Annotated in this window: 10 protein-coding genes; 9 read left to right on the top strand and 1 reads right to left on the bottom strand. The window is 72.8% G+C overall.

All coding sequences use genetic code 11. The features are described from left to right. Positions 1–4: 4 nt before the first annotated feature. Positions 5–886: a phytanoyl-CoA dioxygenase family protein gene (locus tag ACFZDK_RS44680; RefSeq protein ID WP_390981859.1), complete on the bottom strand. Its 882-nt coding sequence runs from the start codon at positions 884–886 to the stop codon at positions 5–7. A 227-nt stretch (positions 887–1,113) separates the two neighbouring features. On the opposite strand from ACFZDK_RS44680, the gene ACFZDK_RS44675 reads away from it, so the two are divergent. The 9 genes from ACFZDK_RS44675 to ACFZDK_RS44635 all read left to right on the top strand — a co-directional run bounded on the left by ACFZDK_RS44675 (position 1,114) and on the right by ACFZDK_RS44635 (position 12,216). Beyond that, a complete protein-coding gene (locus tag ACFZDK_RS44675; RefSeq protein ID WP_390981856.1) occupies positions 1,114–2,214 on the top strand; it encodes a substrate-binding domain-containing protein in 1,101 nt (366 codons plus the stop codon). Continuing rightward, positions 2,211–3,137, top strand: a complete 927-nt coding sequence (locus tag ACFZDK_RS44670; protein WP_390981854.1) for an ABC transporter permease subunit — start codon at positions 2,211–2,213, stop codon at positions 3,135–3,137. The genes ACFZDK_RS44675 and ACFZDK_RS44670 overlap by 4 nt, the downstream gene beginning before the upstream one ends. Further along, positions 3,137–4,015 (top strand): ABC transporter permease subunit, encoded by an 879-nt coding sequence (locus ACFZDK_RS44665; RefSeq protein ID WP_390981851.1) that lies wholly within the window; start codon positions 3,137–3,139, stop codon positions 4,013–4,015. The genes ACFZDK_RS44670 and ACFZDK_RS44665 overlap by 1 nt, the downstream gene beginning before the upstream one ends. Positions 4,016–4,103: 88 nt before the next feature. After that, positions 4,104–5,645 (top strand): ABC transporter substrate-binding protein, encoded by a 1,542-nt coding sequence (locus ACFZDK_RS44660; protein WP_390981849.1) that lies wholly within the window; start codon positions 4,104–4,106, stop codon positions 5,643–5,645. Between the two features lie 41 nt (positions 5,646–5,686). Beyond that, the gene (locus tag ACFZDK_RS44655) at positions 5,687–6,673 is read left to right on the top strand and encodes an oligopeptide/dipeptide ABC transporter ATP-binding protein (RefSeq protein WP_390981846.1); all 987 of its coding nucleotides are present in this window, start codon (positions 5,687–5,689) and stop codon (positions 6,671–6,673) included. Continuing rightward, positions 6,670–7,494: an ATP-binding cassette domain-containing protein gene (locus ACFZDK_RS44650; RefSeq protein WP_390981843.1), complete on the top strand. Its 825-nt coding sequence runs from the start codon at positions 6,670–6,672 to the stop codon at positions 7,492–7,494. The genes ACFZDK_RS44655 and ACFZDK_RS44650 overlap by 4 nt, the downstream gene beginning before the upstream one ends. Beyond that, positions 7,491–9,590: a trehalase family glycosidase gene (locus tag ACFZDK_RS44645; RefSeq protein ID WP_390981840.1), complete on the top strand. Its 2,100-nt coding sequence runs from the start codon at positions 7,491–7,493 to the stop codon at positions 9,588–9,590. The genes ACFZDK_RS44650 and ACFZDK_RS44645 overlap by 4 nt, the downstream gene beginning before the upstream one ends. Beyond that, on the top strand, positions 9,587–11,200 hold the full coding sequence (locus ACFZDK_RS44640) for an FAD-dependent oxidoreductase (RefSeq protein WP_390981837.1): 1,614 nt from the start codon (positions 9,587–9,589) through the stop codon (positions 11,198–11,200). The genes ACFZDK_RS44645 and ACFZDK_RS44640 overlap by 4 nt, the downstream gene beginning before the upstream one ends. After that, complete coding sequence (locus tag ACFZDK_RS44635) at positions 11,200–12,216, top strand: dihydrodipicolinate synthase family protein (protein ID WP_390981834.1); 1,017 nt, start codon at positions 11,200–11,202, stop codon at positions 12,214–12,216. The genes ACFZDK_RS44640 and ACFZDK_RS44635 overlap by 1 nt, the downstream gene beginning before the upstream one ends. Positions 12,217–12,239 lie beyond the last annotated feature (23 nt).

Below are 12,239 nucleotides of genomic sequence, written 5' to 3'. Positions count from 1 at the left end.
GGCCTCACCGGTCGCAGCCCCCGGACCGGTCGCGCCGCACCCGGGGCGTACGGATGTCGGTGGTGCCCTTGTAGGCGTACGGGTCCCGGCCCGCCACCAGCACGATGTCCCGGAAGTCGGCCTGCGCCATGGGCACGTGGGCCTCGGGCGGAGCCCAGGGGAGCAGGGACGAGGCGCTCATGTAGTGCTGGACCAGTGCCCGACGGAAGCCGCGCCGACCGGAGTTGGGCAACGACTTGTGCAGCAGGTAGCCGTTGAAGAGCAGCACCGATCCGGCCGCGATCTCGACGGGCACGGCGTCGGTCTCGTCGTACGGGAAGGCGTAGGACTCGACCGTGCAGTCGTAACGGGCGTCGTCGTGCTCCCGGTTGGGGTAGATGACGCCGGGCCGGTGCGAACCCGGCAGGACCCACAGGCAGCCGTTGTCGACGGTGGCGTCGTCCAGGGCGATCCAGGCGGCGGTCAGGGACCGGTCGCGGGTGGGGATGAACATCTCGTCCTGATGCCAGGCCTGGCCCGGCCTGCCCTCGGACTTGACGAACAGCATGGACTGCATCGACTTGACGTCCGGACCGATCACCTCCGTCAGCGGTCCGACGACCGCGGGATGGCGCATGGTGTCGAGCATGAGCGCCGACAGCTTGTGCGGGTAGTGCACGCACAGGAACCGTCGTACGGCCTCGTCGTCGCTCTCGCCCGCGACCCGCGCCGGCGCGCCCTCCACGAAGCCCCGCTCGCCCCGGCAGATCCGCACGGTCTCCGCGCGCAACTCCGCCACCTCGGCCGCGGTCAGGGCGTCCGGCAGCACGGCGTAGCCGTCCCGGCCGAAGCGGGACGCGAGGTCGTCGGCGGCTGCGGTGTGCTCCGGAACGGTGCGGACGGTCATCGGGTTCCCCCATCTCGCCGGGCTGCGGTCGTGTCTCCGATGTTCCTGAACATCCCGTTCCCGTGCCATGGCTCGGGCGGGCACCCGGATGGCGAATCCGGTCACTCCCCAAGATCCGATCATCTGTCAGAAACAAGACGGACAAAGGCCGTTCACGCGCCTTGACGCGTTTCTCCGGGTCCGAGTAGCGTCATTCGGCACTGCTTAATACGTATTAGGGAGTGCTCATGGTCCCTCCCGAACGGCGTAGACGCTCCACCCAGCGGGACATCGCCCGGCGCGCCGGCGTCTCCCAGGCGACGGTGTCGCTGGTGATCAGCGGGGGCGCGGCGAGTGCCCAGATCGCGGAGTCGACCCGCCGGGCCGTGCTGGCGGCGGCCGAGGAGCTGGGCTACGCGGCCAATGTCGCCGCGCGCAGCCTCAAAGGCGGCCGGAACCGGCTGCTCGGCCTCTACACCTTCGAGTCGGTGTTCCCGACCGACCAGCGGGACTTCTACTACCCGTTCCTGCTCGGCGTGGAGGAGGAGACCGCACGGCAGGGCTACGACCTGCTGCTGTTCTGTTCCGGCGGGGCCGCGTCCGGGGCGCCGGGGGCCGAGCGGTCGATCTACGTCGGCGGCACCAACCGGCTGAAGATCGCGGACGGTTGTGTCCTGCTCGGCAGGAACGTCCGCCGCGAGGAGCTGTCGGCGCTGGTCCGGGAGGACTTCCCCATCGTGTTCGTCGGACGCCGCGAGGTGGACGACGGCGAACTCTCCTACGTGGCGGCCGACTACGTCTCGGCGACCGCGGCGCTCGTCGCGGAGCTGGCGCGGCTCGGCCACCGGCGGATCCTGTATCTGCGCGCCCGGGAGGACAGCGAGCCCACCAGGGACCGCGAGGAGGGCTACCGGCGGGGACTGGCCGAGGCCGGTATCGCCCTGGACGAGGCGCTGATCCGGAGCCTGACCGATCCGGCGGAGCTGACGGCCGCGCGGCTGGCCGGGTGGATGGGCGAACTGGGGATCACCGCGCTGCTGGTCGAGCCGACCGAGGACAACCGGCTCACCGAGGCGCTGGCGACGATGGCCGGCACCCGGCGGGTCCGGTTCCCCGAGGACTGCTCGCTGGCCCTGCTCGGCGACCCGCCGTCCTGGACACCGGAGTCGCGCAACTGGACGCGGTTCTCGCTGCCCCGCGCCCAGATGGCGGGGGAGGCCGTGCGGGTGCTGGTCGAACTGCTCGACCAGGAGACCCCCGGACCGCGCCGGCTGACGGTGCCCTGCGCCTTCGTCCCGGGTGACTCGATCGGACCGGTGCCCACCGGCGGCGGGAGGCCACGGTCATGATCCGGATGATCGCGCACCGGCTGCTCATCGGGGTCTTCGTGATGTGGGGCGCCGCCTCGCTGATCTTCCTCATCGTCCGGGCCGCGCCCGGCGACCCCGCGACGGTGCTGCTCGGCCCGGACGCCACCCGGAGCCAGATCGACCAGCTGCGCTCCTCGCTCGGCCTGGACCGGCCGCTCGGCACGCAGTACCTCAGCTACCTCGGCGACGTCTGCCGGCTCGACTTCGGCCAGTCGCACTGGCTCGGCAGGTCCGCGATGGGCGCGGTCCTCGACCGGCTGCCCGCCACGATCGACCTCACCGTGACGGCCACCGTGCTCGCGGTGGTCGTGGGACTGACGCTCGGCGTGCTGGCCGGGGCGCGGCCGGGCAGCCTGGTGGACCGGGTGGTCTCGGCCTGCACGATCGCCCTCCAGTCGTTCCCGACGTTCTGGATCGGCATCATGCTGGTGCTGGTCTTCGCCCTGACCCTGCGGCTCCTGCCCAGTTCCGGGGTCGGCACCCCCCAGCACCTGGTGCTGCCCGCCGTCACCCTCTCCTTCCCGTTCGTCGCGATCATCGCCCGGCTGACCCGGACCAGCGTCGCGGAGACGATGGGCGAGAGCTACATCCAGACCGCGCGCTCCAAGGGGCTGACCGAGCGCCAGGTGCTGTTCGGCCACGCCCTGCGCAACTCGCTGATCCCGGTGGTGACCGTGGTGGGCGTCCAGGTCGGGGCCCTGGTCGGCGGCGCCGTGATCGTCGAGAACGTGTTCGCCTGGCCCGGTCTCGGATCGCTCGTGGTGGAGGCGGTGGCCAACCGCGACTACTCGGTGGTCCAGGGCGCCACCCTGCTCATCGCGGGCATCGTCGTCGTACTGAACCTGATGGCCGATCTGCTCATCGCCCAGCTGGATCCGCGGATCCGGACGGGAGCCGTCTGATGGCCGACCTCACCGTCGCCGTCGAGAAGCCGACGACGGCCCCGCGACGGGCACCGCGCTCGCTCCTGTCCCGTCTCCCCGCCGTGGTCGTGGGCTGCTACCTGCTGGTGGCCGTCGTCGGGCCCCTGCTCATCCACTACGACCCGGTGCACACCTCCCTGGACGACCGGCTGCTCGCCCCCGGCGCCAAGATGTCCACCGGGGGCACGGCCTGGCTCGGCACCGACGGACTCGGCCGCGACCTGTTCGCCCAGATCGTCTACGGGGCCCGGACGGCGGTGCTCATCGGCGTGTCCACGGTGGCGCTGTCCTGTCTCGTCGGGGTCCTCCTCGGTGCCGTCGCCGGTTACTTCCGAGGCATCGCCGACGCCGTCCTCGCCCGGATCTTCGACGTCCTGCTGGCCTTCCCCGCCATCCTGCTGGCGATCGTGATCGCGGGCGCGTTCGAGCGCAGCGTCCTGCTGGTCGTGGTCGCGCTCTCGGCGACCGGCTGGATCGGCTTCGCCCGGGTCACCCGGGGCATCGCGCTCTCGCTCAGGGAGCGGCCCTGGGTCGACGCCGCCCGGGTGCTGGGCGTGCCCGGCCGGACCGTCCTCGTCCGGCACGTGCTCCCGTTCACGGCGGGCCCGATCGTCGCCCTCGCCACGCTCGAGTTCGCGTTGGTGGTGCTGGCGGAGGCCGGGCTCAGCTTCCTCGGAATCGGGCTGCCCCCGTCGACCGTGTCGTGGGGGCAGACCATCGCCAACGGCAAGGAGTACCTGGAGACCCAATGGTGGATCTCCACCCTTCCCGGCATCGCCCTGTCCCTCCTGATCGTCAACGTGGGCATCCTCGGCGACCAGCTCACCGCCCGCTACGGGCGTGGCCGCCCCGGCTGAACCACACCAGGTACAGCGCCTCACCCACCAGCTGACTCCGAACCCACCGGCTGACTCCGACCGACCCTCGATCGAGAGGAGCACCATCATGACCAGGACGCGTGAGCACGGGCGGAGCCGGCTGATCCGGCTCGCCACCACCGCCACGGCGGGCGCGGCGCTCCTCGCCGCCTGCTCGACGACCACCGGCGGCGACGACAACGGGGGCGGTTCCGCCTCGGGAGACGTGACGGTCGCCGGCACCTATCCGATCGAGAGCCTGGACCCGCACGGAGCCCAAGGTGCTTCCACGGGCACCCAGCTGGCCGCCCAGGAGATCTTCAGCAGACTCGTGAAACCCACCGCGGACGGCACCCTCGAAGGCGACCTCGCCGCGTCCTGGAAGCCCAACAAGGACGTCACCGCCTGGACGTTCACGCTGCGCTCCGGCGTCACCTTCTCCGACGGCTCCGCCCTCGACGCCGACGACGTGGTCGCCTCCTTCCAGCGCATGATCAGCCTGAACGGACCCAACGCGGGCAACTTCCCCGGCGACACGATGACCAAGGTCTCCGCCACCGAGGTGGTCCTGCACAGCCCGGCGCCCGACGCGTCCGTCCCCGGCAAGCTCGGCACCTTCTACGTCCTCCCGTCGGGCATCGGCAAGGACGACACCGCCTTCTTCAACCACCCCGTCGGCTCGGGGCCGTTCAGCGTCGACGCGTTCACCCCGAGCGGGTCGCTGGTCCTGGTGCCCAACAAGAAGTACCGGGGCACGAAGCCCACGCTCGGCAAGGTCACCATCCGGAACATCCCCGAACTCGCGGCCCGCATGACCGCGCTGCGCACCGGAGAGGTGGACGTCGTCTGGGGCATCCCCGACGACCAACTCGCCTCCCTGAAGGGCCAGAAGAGCCTCACCGTGCAGACCGTGCCGAGCAGCGCCGAGTTCACCATGTGGTTCAACTCCTCGATCCCCGCCCTCAAGGACGCGAAGGTCCGCCGGGCCATCTGGCAGGCCGTCGACTTCAAGACCATCATCGACAAGCTCTACCCGGACACCGGCAAGGCCGCCGACGCGCCCGTGACCAGCGTCGTCCTCGGCCACGTGGCGCAGCCCGCCGTCGCCTACGACCCGGCGGCCGCCAAGGCCGCCCTCACCGCCGCCGGGTTCGACTTCTCGAAGAAGCTCCGGCTCCAGTTCGCCAACGACGAGTTCAAGCCCTTCATCGAGGCCGTCGTCTCGGACCTGCAGAAGGTCGGCGTACAGGTGGAGCCGCTGGAGAAGGAGCAGGCGGTCTTCACGGAGGACCTGCTCGCGCTCAAGTGGGACATCAACTTCCAGCAACTGGCCACCCCCAGCTACGACGCGGCCAGCAACCTCGGCCGTCTCTACACCTGCGCGGCCAAGCGCATGGGCTACTGCAACAAGAAGCTGGACGGTCTGCTGGCGTCCGCCGGTGCCACGGCCGACAAGGCCAAGCGCACCGACCTCTACGGCCGGGCCGGCCGCATCATCTGGCAGGACGCGGTCGGCATGTACCCGATGTCCGTGAGCATCGCCTACGCCTGGAACAGCGACCTCAAGGGCTTCGTCCCGGACGCCAGCGGACTGCCGGACTTCGCCGGCGTGCGGGCCGGCGGCTCGTGACCCCCGCCGGAACCGCACGCGACCACGGGGCCGGGAAAGCGGTGGCCGCGACGGACGGGCCGGTCCTGCGGATCGAGGACCTGGTGGTGGAACTCCCCGGCCCGCGCGGCACCCGCACCCGGGTGCTGGACGGCGTCTCCTTCGACGTGCCACGCGCCACCACCGTGGGACTGATCGGTGAGTCCGGCAGCGGGAAGACCATGACCGCCCAGGCGATCCTGGGCCTGCCGCCCGAGGGCGCCACCCTGGCCGGCCGGCTGCTGTGGCACGGCGAGGACCTGCTCGCCGCCGACCCGGCACGGCGCCGCGCGGTACGCGGCCGGGAGATCGCGATGATCTTCCAGGACCCGCTCGCCGCCCTCAACCCGACCCAGCGCATCGGCCGTCAGGTCGGCGAGATACCGCGCCGCGACAGGCTGCCGCGGGCCGAGGTGAACCGCCGGGTCGTCGAACTCCTCGACCGGGTCGGCGTACCGGAGCCGGAACGGCGGACGCGGGCCTACCCGCACGAACTCTCCGGAGGCCTGCGCCAGCGCGCCGTGATCGCGATGGCGCTGGCCGGAAACCCCGCGCTGCTCCTCGCCGACGAGCCCACGACGGCGCTCGACGTCACCGTGCAGTCCCGGATCCTGCGGCTCCTTGCCGACATCCAGGCGGCGGACGGCCTGGCGATGCTGCTGGTCAGCCATGATCTGCGGGTCGTGTCGCACGTCGGCGAACAGGTGGTGGTGATGTACGCCGGACGGGTCTGCGAGCACGGGCCCGCCCGTGACGTCCTGCGGCGACCCGCCCACCCGTACACCGCGGCCCTGGTGCGCAGCGTGCCCGCCGTCCGTACCCGTACCGCCCTGGCCGACCCGCTGCCCGGGGCCCCGGCGACCCCCGCGAACCGGCCCGCCGGATGCGCCTTCCACCCGCGCTGTCCGCTGGCCCGCGCCCGGTGCCGCGCCGAGCGGCCGGAGGTACGGGAGGTGGTGCCGGGCCGCTGGAGCGCCTGCCACTTCGCCGAGGAGGTGCCGCAGCCGTGAGCACGAGCGAGCGCACCCTCCTCGACGTGCGTGACCTGCGCGTCCGTTACGGAGGACGTCGGGGCGGCCAGGTCGCCGTGGACGGCGTGAGCCTGTCGGTGGCGCCCGAGGAGACGCTCGGTCTGGTCGGCGAGTCGGGCTCCGGCAAGACGACCGTGGCCCGGTGCGTGGCCGGACTGCTGCGACCAGGCACCGGGACCGTCACCTTCGAGGGGCGCCCGCTCGGCCGCGCGGGGCGCCGGCCACCCGAACTGCAGCGGGCGGTGCAGATGGTGTTCCAGGACCCGCGGTCCTCGCTGAACCCGCGGATGACGGTCGCCGCCGTCATCGGCGAGGTCTGGCGCACCCACCCGGTCACCGTGCCCGAGGGCGACCGCACCGAGGCGCTGCACCGGCTCCTCGCCGACATGGGGCTCGACCCCGAGGTGGCGGCGCGGCGCGCAGGAGATCTGTCGGGCGGCCAGTGCCAGCGGGTCAGCATCGCCAGAGCGCTGGCGGTACGGCCCCGGCTGCTGGTCTGCGACGAGGCGGTGTCGGCGCTCGACGTGTCCGTCCAGGCCCAGATCCTGCGGCTGCTCGTCGACCTGCGCGCCCGGCACCGGCTCGCGATGCTGTTCATCTCGCACGACCTGGGCGTGGTGCACCAGATCGCCGACCGGGTGGCGGTGATGCGCCGGGGCGTGATCGTGGAGGAGGGCCGGACCGGAGAGGTGCTCACCGCCCCGCGACACGCGTACACGCAGGCGCTGCTCGACGCGGCCCTGGACCTGGACGACGCGGTGCCGGGCGACGGCGCCGCCGACGGCAAGGCGGTCGTATGAACGAGCACGGGACGGGAGAGCCGCGCACCGCCGCGACTCCGGCGCCGACCGGCTGGAACACCTGGGACGTCCGCACGCACACCGGCATGAGCCGGCTGCCGTCCGGACCACGGGTGCGGTTCGGCGTCCTCGGCCCCGACGGCCCGGTTCTCGACGGGTTCACCTGGCGCGACGGACTCGAACGGCTCGGACCGCACACCGTGGACGGCGGATACGCCGAGGTGACGGTACGCGCGGCGGGCCACCGGCTGCGGCTGGCCTTCGCCGGAGGACCCGGCGACACCCTGCACGTCCGCGCCGAGAGCACGGGCAGGGTCGTGCTCTCGGTGGAGGGCGCGGAGGGAACGGAGGACCCGGTCGGCACCGTCCTCGCGGGCGGGATCCGCTGGACGGTCACCGCCTCCTCGCCCGCCCACAGGCTGGAGAGCCCGCCGGTCCTGGCCTACGACAGGCCCGGCACCGTGTACCTGCGCATCGCACCGGCCGACACACCCGGCACGGTGGACGGGACCCCCGCCGTACTCGCGGCCCGCCGCGCCGCCACCGACCGCACCCGGCTCCGTTCCGGCGGCTGGCTCGGCGCCGCCGCCGACGCCCTGACCAGGGCCGTCACCTGGAACACCATCTACGCCCCGGACATCGGCCGGGTCCTCACCCCGACCTCCAGGGACTTCGTCTGCGCCGAGCGCAAGGGCTTCTACGGCACCTGGGCCCTGCATGCCTGGGACACCTTCTTCACCGGTCTCGCCGCCTCGGCCGTCGACCGGGACTACGCGCGCGGCATCTTCGGCCAGATCCTGCCGTACGCGGACGCGGCCGGCATGATCCCGAACCGGATCTCGGACGAGCGGGGCCGCACCGACGACCGTTCGCAGCCGCCGGTAGGCGCGCTGACGGTGTACCAGGCCTACCTGGCGGGCGGCCTGTCGTCCGAGACCCGCGACAGGGCGCTGCTCGACGACACCTTCCCGGCACTGCTGGCCTGGCACGACTGGTGGCCCCGGGCCCGCCGTGGCCCGCACGGGCTGCTCGCCTGGGGTTCCGACCCGATCGCCGACGACCCCGCGTCGGCGACCCTGGACCGCGCCAAACGGGAGTCGGGCCTGGACGACTCCCCGATGTACGACGAGGCCCGGTACGACCCGGTGACCCACACCATGGACCTCGCCGACGTCGGCCTCAACGCGCTGCACATCGCCGACGCCGAGGCCCTGGCCGAGATCGCCGCCCTCCTGGGCGAGCCCGCGACGGCCGACCGGCTGCGCGCCGAGGCCGCCACCGCGAAGGCGGTCGCCGGCCGGCTGCTCTGGGACAGCGACCGCAAGGGCTACCGCAACCTCACCTCCACGGGCACGCACGACCCGCACGTCTCACCGACGATGCTGTACGCACTGCTCGGCGGCCTGCCGGACGCCGACCGCGCGGCGGCCGTGGCCGCCGATCTGCTGCAGCCCGAAGTGCTGGGAGGCGCACGCCCCTTGCCGAGCGTGGCCCGCAACGACCCGGGCTTCGCGGCGACTTACTGGCGCGGCCGGATCTGGGCGCCGATGGCGTATCTCGCCGTACGCGGGCTGCGGCGGTACGGGCTGGCCGAGGTGAGCCGACCGGTGGTGGGCGCCCTGCTGCGGCTGTTTCTCGACGAGTGGCGTGTGCACGGCCATGTGCGGGAGAACTATCCGGCCGTCGAGGGGGAGAACGTGACGGGCTTTCAGAAACGCTCGGACGGGCTGATGGCCTGGGGCGGTCTGCTGGCGTATCTCGCCTTCGGCGAACTCGCCGACGCACGCCCCGACGGCTGGCGGTTCGCCCACCCGGGCGAACCGGCCGAGCTGTGCAACCTGCCGCTCGGCGAGGGCCGCCTCGATGTCCGGGCGGCCGCCCGGCTCACCGTCCACCTCGACGGACGGGTCCTGCTGGACACGGCGCCCGGCGTCGTCGTACGGGGCTACCGGCGCACCGGCGACCGGGTCACCGGGATCGCCGAGGGCGACGGCGACCTGCTCGTCACCCCGCCGGACGGGGGCCCGCCCGTGCCGATGGAGGTACACGGCGGGACCCGACGATTCACGGTCGGCCCGGAGGGGAGCGGCGCATGAGCGCACGGACGGCGGCGGCCACGGACGTCCTTGTCATCGGCGGAGGCCTCGGCGGTGTGGCCGCGGCGCTGGCCGCCCTCGACCGGGGGCGGTCGGTCCTGCTCACCGAGGAGACCGACTGGATCGGCGGTCAGCTCACCAGCCAGGGCGTGCCGCCCGACGAGCACGCCTGGATCGAGCAGTTCGGCGCCACCCGGACCTACCGCGCCCTGCGCGAGGCGATCCGCGCGCACTACCGGACCTGGTACCCGCTCACCGACGAGGCGCGCCGGCGCCCGTACCTCAACCCGGGCGAGGGGCGGGTGAGCGCGCTCTGCCACGAGCCGAGGGTGGGCGCCGCCGTCCTGGAGGCCATGGTCGCGCCCTATGTGGCCGCCGGCCGGCTGCGGATCCTGTGCCGGCACCGTCCGGTGGCCGCTTCCGTGGACGGCGACCGGGTACGGTCCGTGGCCGTCGAGGGCCCCGACGGGACGCGGGTCGAGGTGTCGGCACCGTACGTCCTGGACGCCACGGAACTCGGCGACCTGCTGCCCCTGACCGGCACCGAGCACGTGACGGGATTCGAGTCCCGGCGGGACACGGGCGAGCCGAGCGCGCCCGACGATGCCCAGCCCTCCAACATGCAGGCGTTCTCCTGGGTGTTCGCCGTCGACCATGTGCCCGGGGAGGACCACACCCTCGACCGGCCGGCCGGTTACGACACCTGGGCCGCCTACCACCCCCCGCAGTGGCCGAACCGGCTGCTGAGCCTGAGCGCGCCCGACCCGCGGACGCTGGAGACCGTACCGCGCGGCTTCACCCCCAACGGCGACTCCGGACCGGTCGTCGCCGACCAGAGCAGGGACGCGGGCGACAAGGAGCTGTGGGAGTTCCGCCGGGTGGTCTCCCGGAAGCTGTACCGGCCGGGTTTCGCCGCGAGCGACGTGACCATCGTCAACTGGCCCATGATCGACTATCTGCCCGGACCGCTGATCGGGGTCGACGACAATGAGCGGGACCGGCACTTGGCGGGCGCCCGCGAGCTGAGCATGAGCATGCTCTACTGGCTGCAGACCGAGGCCCCCCGTCCCGACGGCGGCACCGGCTGGCCCGGACTGCGGCTGCGCGGCGACGTGCTGGGCACAGCCGACGGGCTGGCCAAGGCGCCGTACATCCGTGAGTCGCGCCGGATCGTCGCCCGCCGCCGCGTCGTCGAACAGGACCTGTCCCTCGCCGTGCGCGGCGAGCACGGCGCGATGCCGTACCCGGACTCCGTCGGCATCGGGATGTACCGCATCGACCTCCACCCCTCCACCGGCGGCGACACCTACATCGACGTGGCCAGCAGCCCCTTCCGGATCCCCCTGGGCGCCCTGCTCCCCGTACGCATGCGGAACCTGCTGCCCGTGTGCAAGAACATCGGCACCACCCACATCACCAACGGCTGCTACCGGCTGCATCCCGTCGAGTGGAACATCGGCGAGGCGGCCGGATCACTGGCGGCGTACTGCCTGGACCACCGTCTGGAGCCCGGGCAGGTCTACGAGGACAGCGCACGGCTGAGCAGCTTCCAGGACGAACTCACCCGCGCCGGAGTCGAACTGGCCTGGCCCGAGATCAGAGGCTACTGATGGACGGTAGAGCAGCGCCCCGTAGGGGCGCGGGGCTGTGTCAATGTGCGGCTCCGCCGCGGGGCGCGACCAGCCACAACGGCGCCGCAGCCGAACCACGACACATCGACGGCCGCACCCTACTCTCCGGAATCATCGTCCCGTTGGTCACCCCCATGGCCCACCCGGGCCAGCCCTCGGCTCCGGCCGCCGCCCCCCTCCTCGCCGCGCTGGCCGCCGCAGGCGCCCGCGGTCTCATGCTCTTCGGCAGCAACGGCGAGGGCCCACTCCTCCCCACCGCACAACTGACCGACTTCGCCGCCGAGGTGGCCACCCGCTGGCGCGAACTGACCGACAAAGGGCCGGTGTTGATCAACGTCACCGCACCCGGCACCGCCGAGGCGCTGGAGCGGGCGGAGGCCGTCCGGCCCGCCGCGCCGGACGCGCTGGTGCTCAGCCCGCCGATCTACTTCCACCACCGGCACGACGAGATCGTCGCCCACTACGCCGCCCTGGCCCACCTCGGCATCCCCGTCGTCGCCTACCACGCCCCCCGCTACGGCAACCCGCTCACCCCGGCCCTGCTCGACGAACTGACCGGCCTCGCCCACCTGGTGGGCATCAAGGACAGCTCGGGCGACCTCGCCCTGTTCGGTCACGCTCTCGCGGCGGCCCGTCGGCGCAAGGACTTCGGCGTCAGCCAGGGCGCGGAGCGGCAGGCACTGGACGCGCTCCGGCTCGGCGCCGACGGCGTGGTACTCGGGGTGGCCAACCTGGCCCCCGGGGCGGCCGTCGAGCTGTTCCGCGCCCACCGCGAGGCCCGCGACGAGGACGCGCGGCGCGCACAACGGGTGCTCGACGCGGTGCTGGCGCTGCACACCGTACGACCCGGGGTGCCCGCGGTGAAGGCCGTGCTCGCCGAACGAGGGCTGTGCCCGCCCCATGTCGCGCCGCCCTTCACGCCGTGCTCCGACGGGGAGCGCAAGGCGCTGCTCGACCTGCTCGCTCCTCTCGACGCGCATCTCGTACGAGCCTGACCCCGCGCGTGCCGTCCCGCGCC

It is taken from the genome of Streptomyces sp. NPDC007901 (genome assembly GCF_042959465.1).
GTDB lineage: Bacteria > Actinomycetota > Actinomycetes > Streptomycetales > Streptomycetaceae > Streptomyces.
Note: the sequence above shows the minus strand (reverse complement) of the source record. Positions and strands in the feature narration are given on the sequence as shown.